Source organism: Serratia sp. CC22-02 (assembly GCF_900182895.1).
GTDB lineage: Bacteria > Pseudomonadota > Gammaproteobacteria > Enterobacterales > Enterobacteriaceae > Serratia > Serratia nevei.
This window is the reverse complement of the sequence record NZ_FXUD01000002.1, coordinates 299,905-321,531: the sequence shown is the minus strand read 5'-3', so window position 1 is coordinate 321,531 and position 21,627 is coordinate 299,905. Positions and strand designations below refer to the sequence as shown.

23 protein-coding genes and 1 riboswitch are annotated in these 21,627 nt (G+C 60.6%); of the genes, 18 read left to right on the top strand and 5 right to left on the bottom strand.

The features are described from left to right. Nucleotides 1–31 precede the first annotated feature (31 nt). The 7 genes from mrdA (at nucleotide 32) to lipA (ending at nucleotide 7,662) form a co-directional block, all read left to right on the top strand. Complete coding sequence (gene mrdA, locus QOL81_RS08320) at nucleotides 32–1,927, top strand: peptidoglycan DD-transpeptidase MrdA (RefSeq protein ID WP_060423566.1); 1,896 nt, start codon at nucleotides 32–34, stop codon at nucleotides 1,925–1,927. Between the two features lie 8 nt (nucleotides 1,928–1,935). Beyond that, entirely contained in the window at nucleotides 1,936–3,048 is a 1,113-nt protein-coding gene (mrdB, locus tag QOL81_RS08315; RefSeq protein WP_004940006.1) for a peptidoglycan glycosyltransferase MrdB, read from the top strand. 10 nt (nucleotides 3,049–3,058) lie between these two features. Then, nucleotides 3,059–4,138, top strand: a complete 1,080-nt coding sequence (gene rlpA, locus QOL81_RS08310) for an endolytic peptidoglycan transglycosylase RlpA (protein ID WP_060423563.1) — start codon at nucleotides 3,059–3,061, stop codon at nucleotides 4,136–4,138. A gap of 180 nt (nucleotides 4,139–4,318) precedes the next feature. After that, nucleotides 4,319–5,530, top strand: coding sequence for a D-alanyl-D-alanine carboxypeptidase DacA (dacA, locus tag QOL81_RS08305; protein ID WP_004940010.1), 1,212 nt, complete (start codon nucleotides 4,319–4,321; stop codon nucleotides 5,528–5,530). Nucleotides 5,531–5,634: 104 nt separating this feature from the next. Beyond that, nucleotides 5,635–5,901 carry a DUF493 family protein YbeD gene (gene ybeD / locus QOL81_RS08300; protein ID WP_004940012.1) on the top strand — a complete coding sequence of 89 codons (267 nt, stop codon included), beginning with the start codon at nucleotides 5,635–5,637 and terminating at the stop codon, nucleotides 5,899–5,901. Nucleotides 5,902–6,035: 134 nt separating this feature from the next. Next, nucleotides 6,036–6,704 (top strand): lipoyl(octanoyl) transferase LipB, encoded by a 669-nt coding sequence (lipB, locus tag QOL81_RS08295; RefSeq protein ID WP_049273643.1) that lies wholly within the window; start codon nucleotides 6,036–6,038, stop codon nucleotides 6,702–6,704. Continuing rightward, nucleotides 6,697–7,662 carry a lipoyl synthase gene (gene lipA, locus QOL81_RS08290; RefSeq protein ID WP_025301835.1) on the top strand — a complete coding sequence of 322 codons (966 nt, stop codon included), beginning with the start codon at nucleotides 6,697–6,699 and terminating at the stop codon, nucleotides 7,660–7,662. Before lipB ends, lipA begins: the two co-directional genes overlap by 8 nt. A 93-nt stretch (nucleotides 7,663–7,755) precedes the next feature. Here the strand turns inward: lipA and tatA are convergent, their stop codons facing one another. Next, nucleotides 7,756–7,971 carry a Sec-independent protein translocase subunit TatA gene (gene tatA, locus QOL81_RS08285; RefSeq protein ID WP_038877431.1) on the bottom strand — a complete coding sequence of 72 codons (216 nt, stop codon included), beginning with the start codon at nucleotides 7,969–7,971 and terminating at the stop codon, nucleotides 7,756–7,758. Between the two features lie 218 nt (nucleotides 7,972–8,189). Between tatA and QOL81_RS08280 the strand changes: the two genes are divergently transcribed. Continuing rightward, nucleotides 8,190–9,257: a diguanylate cyclase gene (locus QOL81_RS08280; protein WP_087763317.1), complete on the top strand. Its 1,068-nt coding sequence runs from the start codon at nucleotides 8,190–8,192 to the stop codon at nucleotides 9,255–9,257. A 1-nt stretch (nucleotide 9,258) separates the two neighbouring features. Here QOL81_RS08280 and QOL81_RS08275 read toward each other — a convergent pair whose 3' ends face one another. Further along, nucleotides 9,259–9,687: a GNAT family N-acetyltransferase gene (locus tag QOL81_RS08275; RefSeq protein WP_169318112.1), complete on the bottom strand. Its 429-nt coding sequence runs from the start codon at nucleotides 9,685–9,687 to the stop codon at nucleotides 9,259–9,261. An 82-nt stretch (nucleotides 9,688–9,769) separates the two neighbouring features. Next, a riboswitch (Fluoride riboswitch) is annotated at nucleotides 9,770–9,832 on the top strand. Between the two features lie 79 nt (nucleotides 9,833–9,911). On the opposite strand from QOL81_RS08275, the gene crcB reads away from it, so the two are divergent. From crcB to QOL81_RS08260, 3 genes are all read left to right on the top strand, one after another. Then, nucleotides 9,912–10,295 carry a fluoride efflux transporter CrcB gene (gene crcB, locus QOL81_RS08270; protein WP_004940022.1) on the top strand — a complete coding sequence of 128 codons (384 nt, stop codon included), beginning with the start codon at nucleotides 9,912–9,914 and terminating at the stop codon, nucleotides 10,293–10,295. A gap of 289 nt (nucleotides 10,296–10,584) precedes the next feature. Next, a complete protein-coding gene (locus QOL81_RS08265) occupies nucleotides 10,585–11,181 on the top strand; it encodes a TetR/AcrR family transcriptional regulator (RefSeq protein WP_060423553.1) in 597 nt (198 codons plus the stop codon). Nucleotides 11,182–11,187: 6 nt separating this feature from the next. Next, nucleotides 11,188–12,378 carry a multidrug effflux MFS transporter gene (locus QOL81_RS08260; protein ID WP_060423550.1) on the top strand — a complete coding sequence of 397 codons (1,191 nt, stop codon included), beginning with the start codon at nucleotides 11,188–11,190 and terminating at the stop codon, nucleotides 12,376–12,378. A 57-nt stretch (nucleotides 12,379–12,435) separates the two neighbouring features. Here the strand turns inward: QOL81_RS08260 and cspE are convergent, their stop codons facing one another. Continuing rightward, complete coding sequence (gene cspE, locus QOL81_RS08255) at nucleotides 12,436–12,645, bottom strand: transcription antiterminator/RNA stability regulator CspE (protein ID WP_004940030.1); 210 nt, start codon at nucleotides 12,643–12,645, stop codon at nucleotides 12,436–12,438. A gap of 346 nt (nucleotides 12,646–12,991) precedes the next feature. Between cspE and QOL81_RS08250 the strand changes: the two genes are divergently transcribed. The 6 genes from QOL81_RS08250 (at nucleotide 12,992) to QOL81_RS08225 (ending at nucleotide 18,909) form a co-directional block, all read left to right on the top strand. Then, nucleotides 12,992–14,155, top strand: coding sequence for a M20 peptidase aminoacylase family protein (locus QOL81_RS08250; protein ID WP_060423547.1), 1,164 nt, complete (start codon nucleotides 12,992–12,994; stop codon nucleotides 14,153–14,155). A 189-nt stretch (nucleotides 14,156–14,344) separates the two neighbouring features. Next, on the top strand, nucleotides 14,345–15,670 hold the full coding sequence (locus QOL81_RS08245; RefSeq protein WP_197757351.1) for an LLM class flavin-dependent oxidoreductase: 1,326 nt from the start codon (nucleotides 14,345–14,347) through the stop codon (nucleotides 15,668–15,670). A gap of 26 nt (nucleotides 15,671–15,696) precedes the next feature. Beyond that, complete coding sequence (locus tag QOL81_RS08240; protein WP_049199975.1) at nucleotides 15,697–16,617, top strand: ABC transporter substrate-binding protein; 921 nt, start codon at nucleotides 15,697–15,699, stop codon at nucleotides 16,615–16,617. A 9-nt stretch (nucleotides 16,618–16,626) separates the two neighbouring features. Beyond that, entirely contained in the window at nucleotides 16,627–17,154 is a 528-nt protein-coding gene (locus QOL81_RS08235) for a GNAT family N-acetyltransferase (RefSeq protein ID WP_015376925.1), read from the top strand. A 30-nt stretch (nucleotides 17,155–17,184) separates the two neighbouring features. Continuing rightward, a complete protein-coding gene (locus QOL81_RS08230) occupies nucleotides 17,185–18,072 on the top strand; it encodes an amino acid ABC transporter permease (protein ID WP_049199974.1) in 888 nt (295 codons plus the stop codon). Nucleotides 18,073–18,081: 9 nt separating this feature from the next. Beyond that, entirely contained in the window at nucleotides 18,082–18,909 is an 828-nt protein-coding gene (locus tag QOL81_RS08225) for an amino acid ABC transporter ATP-binding protein (protein WP_049235221.1), read from the top strand. Between the two features lie 36 nt (nucleotides 18,910–18,945). On the opposite strand, the gene QOL81_RS08220 is transcribed toward QOL81_RS08225, so the two are convergent. Further along, nucleotides 18,946–19,455: a VOC family protein gene (locus QOL81_RS08220; RefSeq protein WP_060423542.1), complete on the bottom strand. Its 510-nt coding sequence runs from the start codon at nucleotides 19,453–19,455 to the stop codon at nucleotides 18,946–18,948. 166 nt (nucleotides 19,456–19,621) lie between these two features. On the opposite strand from QOL81_RS08220, the gene QOL81_RS08215 reads away from it, so the two are divergent. Continuing rightward, on the top strand, nucleotides 19,622–20,101 hold the full coding sequence (locus QOL81_RS08215; RefSeq protein WP_038877408.1) for a cold-shock protein: 480 nt from the start codon (nucleotides 19,622–19,624) through the stop codon (nucleotides 20,099–20,101). Nucleotides 20,102–20,125: 24 nt separating this feature from the next. On the opposite strand, the gene QOL81_RS08210 is transcribed toward QOL81_RS08215, so the two are convergent. Further along, on the bottom strand, nucleotides 20,126–21,574 hold the full coding sequence (locus QOL81_RS08210) for a GGDEF domain-containing protein (protein ID WP_038877558.1): 1,449 nt from the start codon (nucleotides 21,572–21,574) through the stop codon (nucleotides 20,126–20,128). Nucleotides 21,575–21,627 lie beyond the last annotated feature (53 nt).

Sequence of the window (21,627 nt, the reverse complement as noted above, 5' to 3'; positions counted from 1 at the left end):
TGACCGTGACAGAGTGAAATAAAGCAGCGGGATGAAAATAGAACGTAACCCTTTTCGCGACTATACGGCTGAATCCGCCCTGTTTGTACGCCGCGCCCTGGTGGCGTTCTTGGTCATCCTGGTGCTGTCCGGCATCCTGATCGCCAACCTGTATAATCTGCAAGTGGTCCGCGTCGAGGATTACCGCACCCGCTCCAACGAAAACCGCATCAAGCTGGTGCCTATCGCGCCCAGCCGCGGCATTATCTACGATCGCAACGGCACCCCGCTGGCGCTCAACCGCACCATTTATCAGCTGGAGCTGATGCCGGAGAAGGTTGACGATCTCAAAGCCACGCTGCAGGCGTTGCGCACGGTGGTAGACCTGACCGACGACGACATCACCAATTTCGAAAAAGAGCGCAAGCGTTCGCGCCGTTTCGTCTCCATTCCGGTGAAAACCGCGCTGACCGAAGTGCAGGTCGCCCGCTTTGCGGTCAATCAGTTCCGCTTCCCCGGTGTGGAAGTGAAAGGCTACCAGCGCCGCTACTACCCTTACGGCTCCGCCCTCACCCACGTCACCGGCTACGTGTCGAAAATCAACGACCGCGACGTCGAACGCCTGGACAAAGACGGCAAGCTGGCCAACTACGCCGCGACCCACGACATTGGCAAGCTGGGCATCGAACGCTATTACGAAGACACGCTGCACGGCAAAACCGGCTACGAAGAGGTCGAGGTCAACAACCGCGGCCGGGTGATCCGCCAATTGCACGAGCAGCCGCCTTCCGCCGGTCAGGACGTCTACCTGACGCTCGATCTCAACCTGCAGCGCTATATCGAGCAGCTGCTGGTAGGCAGCCGCGCCGCGGTGGTGGTGAGCGATCCGCGCACCGGCGCCATTCTGGCGATGGTGTCCAACCCGAGTTACGATCCGAACCTGTTCGTGGACGGCATTTCCAGCAAGGACTATCAGGGGCTGCTGAACGATCCGAATCGCCCACTGATCAACCGCGCCACGCAGGGGGTTTACCCGCCCGCGTCGACGGTGAAGCCTTACATCGCGGTGTCGGCGCTCAGCGCCGGGGTGATCACCAAGAACACCGTGGTGTTCGATCCCGGCTGGTGGCAGCTGCCCGGCTCGGAAAAACGCTTCCGCGACTGGAAAAAATGGGGCCACGGCCGGCTGAACGTCACCAAGGCGCTGGAAGAGTCCGCAGATACCTATTTCTATCAGGTCGCCTATGACATGGGGATCGACCGGCTGTCGACCTGGCTGACCAAATTCGGTTACGGCCAGTACACCGGCATCGATCTGTCCGAAGAGCGCTCCGGCCTGATGCCGACGCGCGAATGGAAGCTGAAGCGCTATAAAAAGCCGTGGTATCAGGGCGACACCATTCCGGTGGGCATCGGCCAGGGTTACTGGACCGCCACGCCGATCCAGATGGCCAAGGCGCTGAACACCCTGATCAACGACGGCACCGTCAAAACGCCGCACCTGCTGCAGAGCACCCGCGTCAACGGCGCGCTGGTGCCGTTCAAACAGGAAGAAGACACGCAGATCGGCGATATTCACTCCGGCTTCTGGGAAATCGCCAAAGACGGCATGTACGGGGTGGCCAACCGTCCGAACGGGACGGCGCGCAAATACTTTGCGGACGCCCCTTACAAAGCCGCGGCGAAATCGGGTACCGCACAGGTATTCGGCTACGAAACTTACAACGCCCATAAACTGGCGGAGCACCTGCGCGATCACAAGCTGATGACCGCCTTCGCGCCGTTCAACAATCCGACGGTGTCGGTCGCCATCATTCTGGAAAACGGCGGCGCCGGTCCGGCGGTGGGCACCATCACCCGCCAGATCCTCGACCATATTCTGCTGGGCGACAACAATACGCAATTGCCAAGCGAGGCCCCACTGCCGCCTGGCGTAGAAGGTGACTAAGGTAGAACATGACTGAAAGCCAACAAAAAGGCTCGATCTGGACCAAAATCCACATCGACCCGACGTTCCTGCTGCTGATCCTGGCCCTGCTGGTCTACAGCGCCTTCGTGATGTGGAGCGCCAGCGGCCAGGACATCGGCATGATGGAGCGCAAGATCGGGCAGATCGTCATGGGGCTGATCGTGATGGCCGTCATGGCGCAAATCCCGCCGCGCGTATACGAAAGCTGGGCGCCCTATCTGTATATCTTCTGCGTGATTTTGCTGATCCTGGTGGACGCCTTCGGGCAGATCAGTAAAGGCGCGCAGCGCTGGCTGGATCTCGGCGTGGTGCGCTTCCAGCCGTCGGAAATCGCCAAGATCGCCGTGCCGCTGATGGTAGCGCGCTTTATGAACCGCGACGTCTGCCCGCCTTCGCTGAAAAACACCGCCATCGCCCTGGTGCTGATCTTCCTGCCGACGCTGCTGGTGGCCGCGCAGCCGGATCTGGGCACCTCGATCCTCATCGCCGCCTCCGGCCTGTTCGTGCTGTTCCTTTCGGGCATGAGCTGGAAACTGATCGCCGTCGCCGCCGTCGCGCTGGCGGCCTTTATCCCGGTGCTGTGGTTCTTCCTGATGCACGGTTATCAACGCGACCGCGTGATGATGCTGCTCGATCCGGAAAGCGACCCGCTCGGCGCCGGCTACCACATCATTCAGTCGAAGATTGCCATCGGCTCCGGCGGCCTGTCCGGCAAGGGCTGGCTGCACGGCACCCAGTCGCAGCTGGAGTTCCTGCCGGAACGCCATACCGACTTTATCTTCGCCGTGTTGGCCGAAGAGCTGGGGCTGATCGGGGTGTTGGTGCTGCTGGCGCTTTACCTGCTGGTGATCATTCGCGGGCTGATGATCGCCGCCAAGGCGCAAACCACCTTCGGCCGCGTGATGGTCGGCGGCTTGATGCTGATTTTGTTCGTTTATGTCTTTGTTAACATCGGTATGGTCAGTGGCATTTTGCCGGTAGTTGGCGTACCTTTGCCTCTGGTCAGTTACGGGGGTTCGGCGCTGATAGTGTTGATGGCCGGTTTCGGCATCATCATGTCGATCCACACGCATCGGAAAATGCTGTCTAAAAGTTTATAAGAGGTGAGTAATGCGTAAGGAATGGCTTTGGATCGGCGTCGCGGCGGTGTTGCTCTCCGCCTGTACCGCCCCGACCACGGAACAGCAGGCGCCACAGCAGCCGTACAACGGCCCGGTGGTGGAAATCGGTGGCGTCGAGCCTCAATATGAACCCTATAACCCTAATAACATGCAGGATTATAAGGTTAATGGCGATACTTACCGCATCGTAAAAGATCCGCAGAACTTCTCGCAGACCGGCCTGGCGGCCTGGTATGGCGAAGAAGCCAACGGCAATACCACCGCCCTGGGCGAGCAGTTCGATCCGAACGGCCTGACCGCGGCGCACCCGACCTTGCCGATCCCTAGCTATGTACGTGTCACCAACCTGGCCAACGGCCGTCAGTTGGTGGTGCGCGTCAACGATCGCGGGCCTTACACCAAGGGCCGCATCATCGATCTGTCGAAAGCCGCCGCCGATCGCCTCAACCTGTCCAACAACACCAAGGTCAAAGTCGATTTCATCAACGTGGCGCCGGACGGCACGCTAAGCGGCCCGGGCACCATCGGCACCATCGTGGCGAAACAGAGCTACGCCCTGCCGGCACGCCCGGATCTCGGCTCCAGCGGCATGGGCACCCCGATCCAACAGGACGTGCCGGTCGCCAGCGGCGCGGCGGTGCGCCCGATCGATAACAGCACCCTGCGCACCGACGACAACAACGCGCCAGCCGCCGGCGGCAACGCAACCGGCGGCCGCAGCGGTTTCCTCGGCGCGCCAAGCGCTGTACCGGCCGGCGTGCTGGAAGGATCAGAACCTGAAGCCGTGGCCGCACCGGTCGCGGCCGGCGCCGCGGCTGCCGGCATGGCTGCCGCGTCTTCCTCCGGCGGCTATGTGGTGCAGGTCGGTGCGCTGAGCAGCGCCGAGCGCGCCCAGAGCTGGCAGCAAAGCCTGAGCCAGCAGTTTGGCGTGCCGGGCAAAGTGGCGGCTAACGGCAACGTTTATCGCGTCCAGCTCGGCCCGTTCAGCAGCCGTCAGCAGGCGGCCCAGCTGCAGCAACGCCTGGCCAGCGAAGCGCAACAACAGTCTTTCGTTACTGCTGCACCCTAAGCGTTAAGCCCGGCGGGCATTCGCGGCTGATAAGCGGTTATTTAGCTGAAACATTTTCTTGCAGCTAAAAGTTCTCTAACCGCAATTAGTCAGATGAATGGGTAATGCCTGCCGGGATCGCATCTGCTATAGTGTGGCTCGTTTTTTAACTTTACTTTCACGGATGTTGTAGTCCCGATCATGAAACAAGTAACTTCTTTTCGCTTAATCAAAAGCATCGCACTCGGCACCGTTATCGCAATGAGCGCAGCCTCCGTTGCACATGCCGATGACGTTAACATCAAAACCATGATCCCAGGTGTCCCGCAGATCGATGCGGAAGCGTACATCCTGATTGATTACAACTCCGGCAAGGTGCTGGCCGAGATGAACGCCGACGCGCGTCGCGATCCAGCCAGTCTGACCAAAATGATGACCAGCTACGTCATCGGCCAGGCGCTGAAAGCGGGCAAAATCGGCCAGGACGATCTGGTGACCGTCGGTCAGGACGCTTGGGCGACCGGCAACCCGGTGTTCAAAGGCTCCTCGCTGATGTTCCTGAAGCCGGGCGATCGCGTGCCGGTCTCCAAACTGACCCGCGGCATCAACCTGCAATCCGGTAACGACGCCTGCGTGGCGATGGCCGACTACGTCGCCGGCAGCCAGGACGCGTTCGTTAACCTGATGAACACCTACGTCAGCAAGCTGGGCCTGCAGAACACCCACTTCCAGACGGTACACGGCCTGGATGCCCAGGGCCAGTACAGCTCGGCGCGCGACATGGCGCTGATCGGCCAGGCGCTGATCCGCGACGTGCCGGAAGAGTACGCGATTTACAAAGAAAAAGAGTTCACCTTCAACAACATCCGCCAGATGAACCGCAACGGTCTGCTGTGGGATAACAGCCTGAACGTCGACGGCATCAAAACCGGCCACACCGATGCGGCGGGTTACAACCTGGTGGCTTCGGCGACCGAAGGCCAGATGCGTCTGATCTCCGCCGTGATGGGCGGCCGCACTTACAAAGGCCGCGAAGCCGAGAGCAAGAAACTGCTGACCTGGGGCTTCCGCTTCTTCGAAACCGTAGCGCCGCTGAAGGTCGGTAAAGAGTTCGCCTCCGAGCCGGTCTGGTTCGGCGATGCCGACCGCGTTGAGCTGGGCGTGGACAAAGACGTCTACCTGACCATCCCGCGCGGCCGCATGAAAGATCTGAAGGCCAGTTACGTGCTGAACACCCCTGAAATTCACGCGCCGCTGGCGAAAAACCAGGTGGTCGGCAGCATCAACTTCCAGCTGGACGGCAAAACCATCGACCAGCGTCCGCTGGTGGTGATGAACGAAGTGAAAGAAGGCGGTTTCTTCAGCCGCATCGTGGACTACATCAAACTGATGTTCCACCACTGGTTCGGTTAACGGTTGAATCGGGCGAAATTGCCCCCATATACTGAATAACATTAACTCCCGCCCCGGCGGGAGTTATAATTTATAGATTAGCTAGCACTCTGGAGCGCACGCACATGCAAAAAACTAAACTGAACGAACTGCTCGAATTCCCTTGCTCGTTTACCTACAAGGTGATGGGCCTGGCGCAGCCTGAGCTGGTTGACCAGGTAGTTGAAGTGGTGCAGCGCCATGCACCGGGCGATTACAACCCGCAGGTTAAGCCAAGCAGCAAAGGCAACTACCACTCCGTTTCCATCACCATTAACGCCACTCACATTGAGCAGGTCGAAACCCTGTACGAAGAGTTGGGCAACATTGAAATTGTTCGCATGGTGCTGTAATTCCAGCATAAACCCCTGCTTATCAACCCGGGATGGCGCAGCGTCTTCCCGGGTTGCGCATTTTTGGTCAGCGAAAGGCTGGTCGCAGGCCGGAGCGCCCGGTATAATGGCTTTACCACTTCTGTAACCTGACGATGACTCTTTTGCAACCAGACAAGATCATTTTGCGTCAGCTGGGGTTGCAGCCCTACGCGCCTGTATCCCAAGCCATGCATAACTTCACCGACAGTCGTACCGAGACTACGCCGGACGAGCTGTGGCTGGTGCAGCATCACCCGGTCTTCACCCAGGGCCAGGCCGGCAAAGCCGAGCACGTGCTGATGCCCGGCGATATCCCGGTGGTCCAGAGCGATCGCGGCGGCCAGGTGACCTACCACGGGCCGGGCCAGCAGGTGATGTACGTGATGGTCGATCTGAAACGCAGCAAGGTCGGCGTACGCCAATTGGTTACGGCGATAGAAGATACGGTTATCAACACCCTCGCCCACTTCCGCCTCGAATCGCGCGCCCGTCCCGATGCGCCTGGCGTGTACGTGGGGGAGCAGAAAATCTGTTCGTTGGGTTTGCGGATCCGCAAAGGCAGCTCATTCCACGGCCTGGCCCTGAATGTGGCGATGGATCTCAGCCCCTTCCAACGCATCAACCCTTGCGGTTACGCCGGCATGCAAATGACGCAGGTCAGCGCGCTGGCGCCCGGCGTTGGCATTGAAGACATACACCCAATCCTGGTACAGGAATTTGTTCATTTACTCGGCTACCAGACGGTCGAGCTTCGTAACTGGAACCTGCACGATTATGAGTAAACCAATTCAGATGGAACGCGGCGTCAAATACCGCGATGCTGACAAAATGGCGCTGATCCCGGTAAAAACGGTGGTCACCGAACGGCAGGAGCTGTTGCGTAAACCCGAGTGGATGAAGATCAAACTGCCTGCCGACTCAACGCGCATTCAAGGCATCAAAGCCGCCATGCGTAAAAACGGCCTGCACTCCGTCTGTGAGGAAGCCTCGTGCCCTAACCTGTCCGAGTGTTTCAACCACGGTACCGCTACCTTTATGATCCTCGGCGCCATCTGCACCCGTCGCTGCCCGTTCTGCGACGTGGCCCACGGCCGCCCGATCGCGCCGGACGCCAACGAGCCGGAAAAGCTGGCGCAAACCATCGCCGACATGGCGCTGCGTTACGTGGTGATCACCTCGGTTGACCGCGACGATCTGCGCGACGGCGGAGCTCAACACTTTGCCGACTGCATTTCGGCCATCCGCGCCAAGAGCCCGAACATCAAGATTGAAACGCTGGTGCCGGACTTCCGCGGCCGTATGGACCGCGCGCTGGAGATCCTCACCGCCACGCCGCCGGACGTGTTCAACCACAACCTGGAAAACGTGCCGCGCGTTTATCGCCAGGTGCGCCCGGGCGCCAACTACGAGTGGTCGCTGAAGCTGCTGGAGCGCTTTAAAGAAGCGCACCCGGATATCCCGACCAAATCCGGCCTGATGGTCGGCCTGGGCGAAACCAACGCGGAAATCGTCGAAGTGATGCGCGATCTGCGCCGCCACGGCGTGACCATGCTGACGCTGGGCCAGTACCTGCAGCCGAGCCGCCACCACCTGCCGGTGCAGCGCTACGTCAGCCCGGCCGAGTTCGACGAGATGAAAGAAGAAGCGATGGCGATGGGCTTCACCCACGCCGCCTGCGGCCCGTTCGTGCGTTCGTCTTATCACGCCGATCTGCAGGCCAAAGGGATGGAAGTGAAATAACGCGTAATAGTTTGTTACGCTAAAGACGGCGGAAACGCCAAAAAACGGATGTCCGCCAGGCATCCGTTTTTTATTGCTCGCCCTCAGACGGGATTAAACGTCTTTCTTCTCGACGCTCTGCTGAGCGGACTGGCTCTCGGCGGTGTTGCTGCCAGCGGCCGGCGGCGTGCTGTCGTCACCCACGGCTTTTTTAAAGCCTTTCAGCGCCGCGCCAAGATCGGCACCGAGCGTGCGCAGTTTGCTGGTGCCGAACAGTAAAATCACCAATACCGCAATCACCAGAAGTTTGGTAATACTGATACCTTCCATACTCACCTTCTTATCATAGAGCGCTGCGTGAACAGCGAGAAAAACTGACCTTGCCTGCGAATATTTAGCGACTTTCCCCCCGCTCGCACAACCGCAACATGTAACAGAGTGAGATCCGTCGCAGGAATGCCACGCCGCCTCACGACGTGAATCCCAGACTATTCTTAGTTTATCACCCGCATGATACGCTGCCGTGATACTTATCAGGGAGATGCCGGATGTATATTGCCCCACCCATTTTCGATGCCCGAAAATCCGGCCTCAGCTTCGCCAAACGCACCTATCTGCCCCGCGTCGCCGGTCTGGGGCTCGGCTTTATCTGCGTTTGCGCCGCACTCTATCCCTTGGCTCCGCCCACGGCGGTCTGGCTATTGCTGGCCTTTCACGGTTTTCTCTGGCCGCATCTCGCCTACCGCCTGGCCTGCCGCGCCAAAGATCCGTTCAAAGCCGAGATCCGCAACCTGCTGATCGACTCCGCCTTCGGCGGTTTCTGGGCGGCGATGATGGCGTTCAACGCGCTGCCGGCGATCGTCATCCTGTCGATGATGAGCATGAACAACATCGCTTCGGCCGGTAAGGCACTGTTTGTCAAAGGGTTGGCGATTCAATTGGCCGCGGCGGCGCTGACCGGCGCGCTGCTCGGTTTCCCGTTCCACCCGCACAGCACGCCGCTGCAAATCTATCTGTGCCTGCCGATGATCTACCTTTACCCGACGCTGCTCGGCCTGGTGACCTACCGCACCGCCAAACGGCTGGCGGAAAAAAAACAGGAGCTGCAACGCATCAGCACCCGCGATGGGCTGACCGGCTTGTACAACCGCCGCCATTGGGAGCATCTGCTGCATCGTCAGTTCGACAGTTGCCGCCGCTACCAGGACAACGCCACGCTGATCCTGATGGATATCGATCGTTTCAAAACCATCAACGATACTTTCGGCCATGCGCTGGGGGATGAGGCCCTGGCGGCGCTGGCGGAAGAGCTGCTGATTGGCTTGCGCAACGTGGATATCGTCGGGCGCTACGGCGGCGACGAGTTTGGCGCGGTGCTGCCGAACACCAGCGCCGAACAGGCGGAAACCGTCCTGCGGCGCATCCAGCAGCGGTTGGATGCCGTTATCTTCAAAGAGGCGCCACAGCTGCGGCTGCAGATCAGCGCCGGCATCGCCAACTACCACCCCGCGCTGGGCGGTTATCTGGACTGGCTGAAAGCGGCCGACGGCGCGCTTTACCGGGCGAAGCAAAATGGCCGCAACCGCCTGGAAACGGCGGCGTCGACGGGCGACTAACTTACTGGTTTAATAACTTGGCAAAATACTTCGGCGCTTCGACAAAGCCTTCACGCCGGTAAAACGCATGCGCCCGCTCGCGGCGGCTGTGGCAATGGACTTCAAGCCGATCGCAGCCGCGACGGCGCGCCAGCGCCTCGCCCTCCGCCAACAGCCGCCGCCCTACGCCTGCGCCGCGCGCTCGGTCGTCGACGCAAAAATAGCTGATGCGGCCAATGTCGCCGGCCAACGCCAGCTGCGGCAGAAAATGCAGCGACAGCACGCCCAGCACCCGCTCGCCCTCCAGGGCCACCAGCAGCGCCTCGTCCGGATGCGCCAGCAGCTGGCGCATTCGCTGCGGCAGAAACGCCTCGGTGCCGGGATAATCCAACGCCGTCATTAATTCGGCGATAGCCTGGCGATCGCTCAGGCGCGCCGTTCTGATTTCCATGGGGTGACCTCGCAGATTGTCGATACTACAAAATAGGCAGCGTTAGGTGTAACATCCACCGGGTACGGCAAAAAAGGCCGTGCGGCACGCTGGAGATGACATTCCTCCCTAACCGCCTTCACAGGCTGATGATGTCTACGTAACCTCTCGGAGAGAGGCGCGTAGCGTTACGCCTGTCTCTTTCCGAGTCCCGTGAATTTCTCTGATTGAAAGGTAGTTGCCCCATGTTGAGCTCTTTACTGGCCGTATTTATCGGCGGCGGCGTCGGCAGCGTTTTGCGCTGGGCGGTAAGCATGAAAATGAATCCGCTGAACGCCCACATTCCGCTCGGTACGCTGATGGTCAATCTGATCGGCGGTTTTATCATCGGCCTGGCGATGGCGATTTTCACCCGCATGACGCATCTGGACCCCACCTGGAAATTACTGATCACCACCGGGTTCTGCGGCGGCCTGACCACCTTCTCCACCTTTTCGCTGGAGGTGGTGTACCTGATGCAGGATGGCCGCTTCGGCTGGGCGCTGGCCAACATGCTGCTCAACCTGGCCGGCTCGCTGGCGATGACGCTGCTGGCTTTCATGCTGGTGATGTGGGTCAACGGGCGCTAAGCCCTTAATGTTTCCTTAATCTTGCATGCGCATAATCTCATCCAGTACTCCTGACTGGATGAGAAACCGCTATGTTTAGCCTGCCGAAAACCGCCACCGAAGCGATTGCCGTTGCGCTGTGCGTGCTGATCGTCGCCGCCTTTATCAAATCCTACCTGTTCGCTTAAGCGCCTTTTCCCCACAGCACGCGTTCATCTTGCGCCTTTCCGGCCGATTGCACTACAATTGAGAATGAACGTTCACACCCAAAAATGTGAACCCGGCTCACGCGTAGCAAAGGATCGGGCAAATGCTCCCCCCCAACGACAGTAAACAGGCCAAGGTGCAGGCCCGCCGCGATCAGATCGTCGAAGCGGCGAAAACCAGCTTCCGCCGCCACGGCTTCCACGCCGCCAGCATGGCGGAAATCGCCCAGGGCTCGCAGCTCAGCGTCGGGCAAATCTATCGCTATTTCGCCAACAAAGACGCGATTATCGAGGAAATCGTCAACCGCATCATCGCCAGCAAGATGCAGCGGCTGGAAAACCTTGGCGATCACATCAACCTGATCGCCGGCACGCTGGCGGCGCGCACGCTGTTTCAGCAGCCGGGCGAGAGCGAAACCGATCACATGCTGATGCTTGAAGTGACCGCCGAGGCCACGCGCAACCCGGTGGTGGCCAAAATGCTCAGCGATGCGGAAGCGCGGCTGTTTCGCCACGTGTGCCACAACCTGCAGCGGCTGTATCCCCATTTCAGCGCGGAAGAGATCGCCGCGCGGGTGGAGTTTATCGCCGTCATGAGCGAAGGCACCGGTTACCGCATCCTTACCACGCAAAAAGCCGATGCGTCCCTGCTGCGCGATCTGTATCAGCAGGCCATTTCTCACCTGTTCAGGAAACTCTAATCTCCCATGACCAAACACTTAGCCAGACAACGTCTGGTGTACGCCGTCGTGCTTGGCCTGTTGGCCGCGCTAGGGCCGCTGTGCACCGATCTCTATCTGCCCGCCCTGCCGGAAATGGCGGGCGAACTGAATACCTCTACCGCCGCCGCGCAGCTCAGCCTGACCGCCGGGCTGCTCGGCCTGGGCGTCGGCCAGCTGATTTTCGGTCCTTACAGCGACAAACTGGGCCGCATGCGCCCGCTGTTGCTGTCGCTGATCCTGCTGCTGGGCGCTTCGCTGTGGTGCGCGCTGGCGCCCACCATCGACCAGTTGCTGATCGCCCGCCTGCTGCAGGGCATCGCCGGCGCCGGTGGTGCGGTGATTTCCCGCGCCATTGCCCGCGATCTGTATGCCGGTCATGAGCTGACCCGCTTCTTCGCCCTGCTGATGCTGGTCAACGGCCTGGCGCCGATCGTCGCGCCGGTGCTGGGCGGCGTCATGCTGCAGGTGATGAACTGGCGCGGCATCTTCGGCGTGCTGGCGGCCATCGCCGTGCTGCTGTTCAGCCTGTCGGCGCTGAAGCTGCGCGAGTCCCTGCCGGCCGAGCGCCGCAGCCAGGGCGGCATTCTGGCGATGCTGATGTCGCTGGGCAGTCTGTTGACCCAACGCTATTTCATGGGCCTGTGCCTGACGCAGGGCTTCGTGATGGCCGGCATGTTCGCCTATATCGGCGCCTCGCCTTTCGTCTTGCAGCAGATCTACGGCCTCAGCCCGCAGATGTTCAGCCTGTGTTTCGCCATTAACGGTGTCGGGCTGATCATTGCGGCGCAGCTGGCCAGCCGCCTCAGTTCGCGTTGGGGGGAGCGCCGGGTGTTGAGGAGCGGGTTAACGTTGGCGGCCGTCGCGTCGCTGTTGCTGCTGTTGGCCGCCGCGCTGCATGCGCCGCTGGTGTTGTTGCTAGTGCCGCTGTTCTTTTCGGTGGCGGTGATCGGCATCGTCGGCCCAACCGCCTCTTCGTTGGCCATGCAAAGCCAGGGTGACAAAGCGGGCAGCGCGTCGGCCTTAATCGGCGTGTGCATGTTCGCGCTCGGTGCCTGCGCCGTGCCGCTCACCGGGCTGGGCGGCACGTCCAGCCTGTCGATGGCGCTGACCATCGTCGGCTGCTACGCCGTCGCCATCCTGCTGTTCAGCCTGTTAGGCCGCCGCAGCGAGGCATAACGCGCCCAATAAAAAACCCGCTCAATGAGCGGGTTTTAAGAAATTCAGCTACGCAGCTTAGATAGCAGTAACGTTAGCGGCAGATGGGCCTTTGGCACCGTTCGTGATTTCAAATTCTACACGCTGGCCTTCAGCAAGCGTTTTGAAACCGTTGCTAACGATGGCAGAGAAGTGAACGAAAACGTCCTTGCTACCATCTTCCGGAGTAATGAAACCGAAGCCTTTGGATTCATTAAACCACTTAACGCTACCTTTAATCTTAGACATCAAACTTACCTTTAACGTGAATGAAAGACACAAAACCTGTGTCTATTACAGTACAGCAAGCAGGCAGGATTTTGTCCACCACCGCGATCACAGAAATCCGATAAAGAGTGAAAAAATCCGTGTTGTCCGGTGTAAATTGATTGCACCGGTTGCGATAAGTTACCGTGCCAGGTCAATCCTCTCCACCCGCCGGCGAACAACGAGCGAACGCCCAAACTCGCCCGCTTCCCCCAGCGTTGACGCTCCCGTGCAGACGCAATCGCTATGAAATATAACCAGATGGTCTTTTTGCTTCGGCGGCCGCTGCACTAGGGTTAGGGTTTATTTCCCACTGTGAGCCAAGCCTATGACCAGCCAGTTGGCAGACAAAATCATCGCCTATCGGCGTGAGCTGCACCAAAACCCGGAGCTTTCCAATCACGAATTCGCCACCACCGCCCGGCTGACGCGCTGGCTGCAAGAAGCGGGCATTCGCCTGCTGCCGCTGGCGCTGAAAACCGGCGTCGTGGCGGAGATCGGCAGCGGCAAGGGGCCGATCATCGCGCTGCGCGGCGACATTGACGCCCTCCCGATCGACGAAATCGCCGACGTGCCCTTCAGCTCGCAAAACCGCGGCGTGATGCACGCCTGCGGCCACGACTTTCATACCTCGGTGATGCTCGGCGCCGCACACCTGTTGAAAACGCGTGAGGCCGACCTGCCCGGCACGGTACGCCTCTTCTTCCAGCCGGCAGAAGAGACCTTCAACGGTGCCCGGCACCTGATCGACGCTGGCGCGCTGGATAACGTCGCCGCGGTGTTTGGCCTGCATAATGCGCCGGAGCTGCCCACCGGCACCTTCGCCACCCGCGCCGGGCCGTTCTACGCCAACGTCGATCGCTTCCAGATCCTCATCACGGGCAAGGGCGCGCACGCCGCCAAACCGGAACAGGGCGTCGACACCATCGTCACCGCCAGCCAGATCGTTGGCGCGCTGCAGACGCTGCCCAGCCGCAGCTTCAGCTCGCTGGAATCGCTGGTGGTAAGCGTAACGCGCATCGAAGGCGGCAATACCTGGAACGTGCTGCCGCAAACCGTGGAGCTGGAAGGCACGGTGCGCACCCACAGCGACGCGGTGCGCCGCCAGGTGCCGGACAAGATTCGCCAGGTGATCGACGGCATAGCCGCCGCGCTGGGTGCGCAGGCCGAACTGCGCTGGCAACCGGGGCCGCCGGCGGTGATCAATGACCCGCATTGGGCGGCGTTCAGCAAAACCGTCGCCGCCGAGGCCGGCTACCGGGTCGAAGAGGCGGAGTTGCAGATGGGGGGCGAAGATTTCGCGCTGTATCTGCATCACGTGCCGGGCGTATTCGTCAGCATCGGCTCCGCCAGCGAGTTCGGCCTGCATCATCCGCGTTTCAATCCCGATGAACGGGCTCTTTTCCCGGCGGCGCAATATTTCACGCTGCTGGCGGAACGCACGCTGCAACAATTAACCACCGCGCCAGAAAAAGCCCTCAGCAACGCCTGAATAACGGAACATATTATTTCCCCGACGCCGCACATGCCGCGTCGGGCCCTATTATTTTTACCCGCCGTGATATTTGCAGTTTTCAACATTTGAATATGCTGTTTTGTTGTTTTACATCCCGCCGCCGCTCATCAATAGTGAACCCATCAGACACCGCGCGCCTCTGCGGCGCATGACAGGATAATCACGATGAGCGATAACGCGAATAATCAACGGCAATTACGCTTGGGCGCCATTCTGCATGGCGCATCGGGAAATATGTCCGCCTGGCGCCACCCGGACGCCACCGCCGACGCCAGCATTAACCTCGAATTTAATATCGCCTCGGCGAAAAAAGCCGAACAGGGGAAATTCGATTTCGTCTTCGTCGCCGATGGGTTATATATCAACGAAAAATCCATTCCGCATTTTCTTAATCGTTTCGAACCGCTCACCCTGCTGGCCGCGCTGTCCGCCGCCACCGATAAAATCGGCCTGGTGGGCACCCTCTCCACCTCCTACAGCGATCCGTTCACCGTCGCCCGCCAGTTCGCCAGCCTCGATCACCTGAGCAACGGCCGCGCCGGCTGGAACGTGGTGACGTCGCCGCTGGAAGGCTCGGCCAAAAATTTCTCGCGCACAGAACACCCGGAACACAGCCTGCGTTACCGCATCGCCGGCGAATTTCTCGACGTCGCCAAAGGGCTGTGGGACTCCTGGGAAGACGACGCCTTCGTGCGTAATAAGGCCAGCGGCGAATTCTTCCGCACCGGCAAACTGCACACTCTCAATCACCAGGGGGAGTTCTTCTCGGTACAGGGGCCGCTGAACATCGGCCGCACGCCGCAGGGGCGCCCTATCCTGTTCCAGGCCGGCGCCTCCGAAGACGGCAAACGGCTGGCGGCCCAACACGCCGATGCGATCTTCACCCATCACGACACGCTGGAGCAGGCGCAGGATTTCTATCAGGACGTGAAGCGGCAGCTGGTGGAACAGGGGCGCGAACCAGACGATCTTCGCATCTTCCAAGGCGTCAGCGTGATCGTCGGCGACGACGACGCGGACGTCGAGCGCCAGTACCAGGAAACCGCCCGCCTGGTCAGCATCGAGAACGCCCTCAACTACCTCGGCCGCTACTTCGAGCATTACGACTTCGCCCGCCATCCGCTGGACGCGCCCTTCCCGGACATCGGCGATCTGGGACAAAACAGCTTCCGCAGCACCACCGACGCCATCAAGCGCAGCGCCCGCGAGCGCAACCTCACGCTGCGCCAGGTGGCGCTGGAAGCCGCCTCGCCGCGCCCGGTGTTCAGCGGCACGCCGGAAGCGGTGGCGGATGGCCTGCAGCGCTGGTTCGACAGCGAAGCCGCCGACGGTTTCATCATCAGCGGCGGTACGCCCAACGCCTTCGGCCACTTCGTCGATCGGGTGGTGCCCGTCCTGCAACAACGTGGCCTGTTCCGCCAGGCGTACCACGGCGACACGCTGCGCGAGCACCTGGGCCTGAAGCGCCCGTTGAACAGATTCACCCAATAATAAGATCGCTTTCAGGGATACCCGCTATGCAGAAAACCGTTACCGCCGCCCTCGTGGCGGCCTTGCTGAGCCTGACCGGCGCCGCACTGGCGGGCACCGGCATCGATTTGCAGGCCAATGAAACCCCGATCCACGCGCCGAAAAACCCGCAGGCGATCGCCAAACTGCCGGCCGATTTCCACTTCGTGAAGCCGGGCCAATTCACCGTCGCGATCGCCGCACTCAACACGCCGCCGCTGGCGCTGTTCGCCGCCGACAACCGGCGACTGATCGGCAGCGAAGTGGATATCGCACAGCTGGTGGCCGACAGCCTGGGCCTAACGCTTAACGTGGTGCAAACCTCGTGGGAAGACTGGCCGCTGGGGGTGGTTTCCGGCAAGTATGACGCGGCCATCACTAACGTCACCGTGACCAAAGAGCGCAAAACCCGCTTCGACTTCGCCACCTACCGCATCGACTCGCTCGGCTTTTATGTCAAAACCGGCGGCAAGATCGCGACGATCAAACAGCCTGCCGATATCGCCGGATTAAAAATTATCGTCGGCTCCGGCACCAATCAGGAAGCCATCTTGCTGGCATGGGACAAGCAGAATCGGCAGCAGGGGCTTAAACCCTTCCAGCCGATCTACGTGACCGACGATGCGGCCGCCACGCTGGCGATCCAATCCGGCCGGGCCGACGCCTACTTCGGGCCGAACGTGCTGGGCGCCTATAAAGCGGCGCTGAACGGCCGCACCCGGCTGGCGGGCACGGTGGAAGGCGGTTGGCCCAAGGCGGCGCACATCGCCGTCACCACCCGTAAAGGCAACGGCCTGGTGCAGGCAGTGAACGAAGCGCTGAACGGCGCGATCCGCGGCGGGCAGTACGATCGGGTGCTCAACCGCTGGGGCGAGAGCGTCGAACGCCTTGCGCAGTCGGAAATCAACCCGCCCGGCCTGGGCGACTAGGAGCGCGCGATGACGCAAGACACCTTCATTCAGACGCTGCCGACCGACCCGCTGATCGCCCCGGTAATCGAGGGGCTGTTCGGCGAATATCGCCAGCGTTACGGCGACTATTTTGGTGACCAGGAACCGGAACCGCTGGATCTGTACGCGCCGCCGCAGGGGGCCTTCATCGTGCTGCTGCGCGCCGGTGCACCGATCGCCATGGGCGCCTTCAAACGCTATGACGCACAAACCGCCGAGCTGAAGCGCATCTGGACGCGGGGCGATCTGCGGCGCCAGGGCCTGGCGCAGCGGGTGTTGCAGCAGCTCGAAACGCTGGCGCTGGCGCAGGGATATCGCCGGCTCTATCTGACCACCGGTTTTCGCCAGCCCGAAGCGGTGGGCCTGTATCTGAGCAACGGGTATCAGCCGCAGTTCGATCCCACCGTCGACAGCGAGGTTTACAGCCGCCCACCCTACGATGGCCGCCTGCCGTTCCGCAAAAGCCTGATTGCAGAGGACGCATGTTGTTGCGCGTCGGAAAGGAAAATCGCCTAAGGCCCCTTTATCTGTATCAGGAGACATGACATGTCCAAACAAGACGTCTTGAAAGTGGTGCCCGCCCGCTATCCGCTGCGGCTGATCGGCGCGCTGTTTTCGCTGTTTATTCTGGCCGCCATCGTGCAATCGGTGGCGGGCAACGCGCGCTGGGAATGGGGCGTGTTCGCCGAGTGGTTCTTCGCGCCGGCGGTGCTGGCGGGGCTGGGGCAAACCCTGCTGCTGACGCTGCTCGGCACGCTGTTCAGCATCCTGTTCGGCACCTTGCTGGCGCTGGCGCGACTGTCGCGCTCTTACCTGTTGGCGTCGCTGGCCTGGGGTTATATCTGGCTGTTTCGCTCGCTGCCGCTGATTCTGGTGCTGATCATCCTGTACAACTTTTCCTACCTGTACGACGCCATCTCGCTGGGCATTCCCTTCACCTCGGTGGTGTTCGCCAGCTATCCGACCATCGACATTCTCGGCCAATTCGCCGTGGCGGTGCTGGGCCTGACGCTGGTGCAGTCCGCCTACACCGCCGAGATCATCCGCGGCGGCATTTTGGGCGTGGATTACGGCCAGCACGAAGCGGCGGCGGCGCTGGGCCTGCCGGGCTATCGCCGCACCTTCCGCATCATTCTGCCGCAGGCGCTGCGCTCCATCATTCCGACCGGCTTCAACGAGATCATCAGCCTGGCGAAAGGCACCTCGATCGTTTACGTGCTGGCGCTGCCGGAGCTGTTTTATACCATTCAAGTTATCTATAACCGCACCCAGCAGGTGATACCGCTGCTGATGGTCGCCACCGTCTGGTATCTGTTCATCACCACCGCGCTGTCGGTGATCCAATACTACATCGAGCGCTATTTCGCCCGAGGCGCGGTGCGCGAACTGCCGCCGACGCCCTGGCAGAAACTGGCCGGCTGGCTAAAACGTTAGGAGACCCGTATGTCTGAAGCCATTGATTATTACGCCTTGCCCGAGCAGCCGGTACGCAATCTCACCCCAGTGCCGGCGCGCGGCCTAATCGAAATCAGCAACGTCAGCAAGTTCTTCGGCAAACACAAGGCGCTGGACGACGTCAGCCTGACGCTGCAGCCGGGCACCGTCACCGTGATCCTCGGCCCTTCCGGCTCCGGAAAGTCGACGCTGCTGCGGGCGATCAACCACCTGGAGCGCGTGGACGAAGGCTTTATCCGCATCGACGGCGACTACGTCGGCTACCGCCGCAAGGGCAACCGGCTGTATGAGCTGAAGGAAAAGGCCATCCTCCGGCAACGCATCAACGTCGGCTATGTGTTCCAAAATTTCAACCTGTTCCCGCACCTGACGGTGCTGGAAAACATCATCGAAGCGCCGGTGGTGCACAAAATTCACTCCCGCGAGCGGGCGAAGGCGGTAGCCTATGAGCTGCTGGATACCGTCGGGCTGCGCCACAAGGCGGACGCCTACCCGCGCCACCTCTCCGGCGGCCAACAGCAACGCATCGCCATCGCGCGCGCGCTGGCGCTGAACCCGAAGGTGATCCTGTTCGATGAACCGACCTCCGCGCTCGATCCCGAGCTGGTCGGCGAAGTGCTGGACGTAATTAAGGGGTTGGCGGATCTGGGCGTCACGCTGGTGGTGGTCACGCATGAAATCGGCTTTGCGCGCGAAGCGGCGGATCGGGTGGTGTTTATGGTCGACGGGCAGATCGTCGAACAGGGCGACGCCAGGCAAGTGCTGGCTCAGCCGCAGCACCCGCGCACCGTCAATTTCCTCAACAAAGTGCTGTGATCGTCGGGGCGCCACGGCGCCCCGTACCCGAGCCGCTTACCGGCCGGCGAAACGCCGTTTCTCGGCGGCGAAATCCAGCGGGCGGATCCCCTGCTGGTTTTTGTCCTCTTCGGTCAGCAACGCCGGCGGAATAAACCAGGTCACCTCGAACAGCAGCCCGTCCGGATCGTGGCCATAAATGCTTTTGTGCACGCCATGATCCTCTTCCAACCCGAGAATGCCGCGCTCGGCCAGCTGGTGACGAATGCGCTCCAGCTCCTCCAGGCTGTCCACTTCCCAGGCCAGATGGTACAGCCCGGCCGGTGGCTCATGCTCCGCCGGCGGCTCGCTGTTGGCGCGAAAGACCCCCGCGCGCTGCTGACCCAGGTTCTTGCTGAACAGCGCCAAATCGTGATCGTTGTCCGAATCGGCGGCCTGGGTAAACACCGCCCGATCGGGGCTGTCGGACGGCTTGAGCTTGAACCCCAACACCTGATGATAAAAGTCGGCGCTCTGCCGCACGTCGCTGACATACAGCACGGCGTGATTGAGACGTTTGATGCCCATCGCTATTCCTTTTTCGCATTGAATGAAGTCAGCATGAACATAGCATGTGGGGAGAAAGCCGCTAAATGCCGTTATCGCATGACTAAATGCCGCCCGCGCAATCTGTCGCTGCAAGGCATTCCGCGCTATCATAAGCGCTGTATAGAACCCTTTTGTGAGAATAGCGATGAACGGCAAGATAACGACTTTTTTTGAAGACAAAGGCTTCGGCTTTATTACCGACGAGAACGGAGAAAATCGTTATTTTCACGTGATTAAAGTGCAGAACCCGGAGCTGATTAAGAAAAATGCGGCGGTGACCTTCGAACCGACCAACAACACCAAAGGCCCGTCGGCTTATGCGGTCAAAGTGTTGGCGCCCAGCAAATACATCATCATCGCCAACGAAAGAATCAAGATCGCCAGCATCAAGTCTTTCAATACTTTCACCAAGGAAGTGCCGGTCAAAGCCGACGTGGATAAAGAGAACACCGTGCTGTCGGTCGGCCTGCTGATGAACCGCATTCGCCCGCAGTCCGAAGACCAGGCGCAGACCATGCAAACGCTGCGCATGCTGACCATTACCACTTTCCAGAACACCACCCATACCTTCTCCGAGCACGAGATCGATATGGATGAGACCATCAAGGCGCTGAAAAGCCTGTAAGCGCCGGTTGCCCAGCGTCGAGCCCTAGCGGAACAGGATATGCTCGACGCTGTTGCCGTTCACCACGTTGAACGACTCCACCCGATTACGCCCCTGCGATTTGGCGCGATACAGCGCGATATCCGCCATATTCATCAGCTGCTCCAGCGATTTCACCTCGTTCATCGCCAGGCTGGCTACGCCGACGCTGATGGTAATTTTCAACGTTTGTTTGCCTTCCGCCTGCAGTTCCGCCTGCTCCACCAGCCGGCGCAGATGTTCCCCCAGCGCCACGCCCTGTGCCGCCAGCGCGCGCGGCAACATGATGGCGAACTCTTCCCCGCCCAAGCGGCCGAACAGCTGATCGTGGCGCAGCTCGCGCCGCACGATGTGCGCGAACGACGCCAAAACCTGATCGCCGGCGCTGTGGCCGTGCGTATCGTTGATCTGCTTGAAATGGTCGATGTCGATCAGCAGAAGCGACACCGCCTCTTTGGAGCGGTGCTTGTGCTCCAGCAGCTCGCCCGCTTTGCGCGTCATCGCGCTGCGCGCCAGCACCCCGGTCAGAAAATCGTGGTTGGCGCTGTGCTCCAAACGCCGCATCAGCTTGCGGTTGGCGGCGATAGAGCTGGCGAGGATCAGCGGCCCCATCACCAGCATGGCGATGCCCAAGCGGGCGGACATCAGCGTGTCGAGGAAGGCGTTGTGGTTGTTCGGCGTTTCGTACAGCACCAGGTTGGCGGAAATGCTGCTGATCTCGGTCATGCCGGTCAACAACGTCAGCAACGTCACGGGGAACAGCTGATAACGCACCGCGCACCACAGCAGCGCCGGGATCGGGAAGGCGATAGCGCCCGGCCCGCCGATATAGACGCTGAATATCAGCGACAGCAGCAGCGCCAGCAGCGGCAGACAGCCTTTCAAACGCCAACGCACCTGTATGCGCAACAGCTGCTTCAGCCGCGGTGCCGCCATCAGCACCGGCAACAGCAGCAAGGTCGTCGAGAACTGCTCGCTGAACCAGGCCAGCCACGCGACCACCACCGTGTTGTTGTACAGGCTGTCGTTGCGCAGCACCGACAGCGTCGACGCCACCGCCGCACCGGCCAGACTGGCGCTGAACATATAGAGTATCGCCTGGGGTTTGCCCATGCGCCGTTGCGACTGGGGCAGCATCAGCATGATGCCGTAACCGACGGCGATCAGCGACATGTTGCAGGCGTTCAGCCACAGCGCCAGGGACCAGCCTTCGCCGGTGCTGAGATCGGCGGCAACCATGCCCAGATAGGTGGTAAGCCAGCCGAGCGGCGTGGCGTAAACGGGTTTGCGCAGCAGCAGGCCGAGCAGAATCGCATTCACCGGCCAAAATAAAGAAAGCGAACCAATTGGCCGGCTAAGAATACCCACCAGAGAAAGTAAAAAGGCCAGCATGAAAAGATTGATCAGCTGAACCGTCAGAGGCAGGCCATGTCTGGCGTTTATTCTGACGTTCATCGCCTAGCCCATATTTCGCTAATAACCAGAATAATAATGTGCATACTCTCTCG

Bases quoted from the DNA above. Each gene is read 5' to 3' on its own strand.
- QOL81_RS08280 (WP_087763317.1), top strand. From the start codon at position 8,190: ATGTATATTGCCCCACCCATTTTCGATGCCCGAAAATCCGGCCTCAGC.
- cspE (WP_004940030.1), bottom strand. From the start codon at position 12,645: ATGTCTAAGATTAAAGGTAGCGTTAAGTGGTTTAATGAATCCAAAGGC.
- QOL81_RS08265 (WP_060423553.1), top strand. From the start codon at position 10,585: ATGCTCCCCCCCAACGACAGTAAACAGGCCAAGGTGCAGGCCCGCCGC.
- QOL81_RS08260 (WP_060423550.1), top strand. From the start codon at position 11,188: ATGACCAAACACTTAGCCAGACAACGTCTGGTGTACGCCGTCGTGCTT.
- mrdB (WP_004940006.1), top strand. From the start codon at position 1,936: ATGACTGAAAGCCAACAAAAAGGCTCGATCTGGACCAAAATCCACATC.
- QOL81_RS08240 (WP_049199975.1), top strand. From the start codon at position 15,697: ATGCAGAAAACCGTTACCGCCGCCCTCGTGGCGGCCTTGCTGAGCCTG.
- QOL81_RS08275 (WP_169318112.1), bottom strand. From the start codon at position 9,687: ATGGAAATCAGAACGGCGCGCCTGAGCGATCGCCAGGCTATCGCCGAA.
- lipB (WP_049273643.1), top strand. From the start codon at position 6,036: ATGACTCTTTTGCAACCAGACAAGATCATTTTGCGTCAGCTGGGGTTG.
- crcB (WP_004940022.1), top strand. From the start codon at position 9,912: ATGTTGAGCTCTTTACTGGCCGTATTTATCGGCGGCGGCGTCGGCAGC.
- QOL81_RS08220 (WP_060423542.1), bottom strand. From the start codon at position 19,455: ATGGGCATCAAACGTCTCAATCACGCCGTGCTGTATGTCAGCGACGTG.
- rlpA (WP_060423563.1), top strand. From the start codon at position 3,059: ATGCGTAAGGAATGGCTTTGGATCGGCGTCGCGGCGGTGTTGCTCTCC.
- QOL81_RS08250 (WP_060423547.1), top strand. From the start codon at position 12,992: ATGACCAGCCAGTTGGCAGACAAAATCATCGCCTATCGGCGTGAGCTG.
- QOL81_RS08230 (WP_049199974.1), top strand. From the start codon at position 17,185: ATGTCCAAACAAGACGTCTTGAAAGTGGTGCCCGCCCGCTATCCGCTG.
- mrdA (WP_060423566.1), top strand. From the start codon at position 32: ATGAAAATAGAACGTAACCCTTTTCGCGACTATACGGCTGAATCCGCC.
- ybeD (WP_004940012.1), top strand. From the start codon at position 5,635: ATGCAAAAAACTAAACTGAACGAACTGCTCGAATTCCCTTGCTCGTTT.
- dacA (WP_004940010.1), top strand. From the start codon at position 4,319: ATGAAACAAGTAACTTCTTTTCGCTTAATCAAAAGCATCGCACTCGGC.
- QOL81_RS08225 (WP_049235221.1), top strand. From the start codon at position 18,082: ATGTCTGAAGCCATTGATTATTACGCCTTGCCCGAGCAGCCGGTACGC.
- QOL81_RS08245 (WP_197757351.1), top strand. From the start codon at position 14,345: ATGAGCGATAACGCGAATAATCAACGGCAATTACGCTTGGGCGCCATT.
- tatA (WP_038877431.1), bottom strand. From the start codon at position 7,971: ATGGAAGGTATCAGTATTACCAAACTTCTGGTGATTGCGGTATTGGTG.
- lipA (WP_025301835.1), top strand. From the start codon at position 6,697: ATGAGTAAACCAATTCAGATGGAACGCGGCGTCAAATACCGCGATGCT.
- QOL81_RS08210 (WP_038877558.1), bottom strand. From the start codon at position 21,574: ATGAACGTCAGAATAAACGCCAGACATGGCCTGCCTCTGACGGTTCAG.
- QOL81_RS08235 (WP_015376925.1), top strand. From the start codon at position 16,627: ATGACGCAAGACACCTTCATTCAGACGCTGCCGACCGACCCGCTGATC.
- QOL81_RS08215 (WP_038877408.1), top strand. From the start codon at position 19,622: ATGAACGGCAAGATAACGACTTTTTTTGAAGACAAAGGCTTCGGCTTT.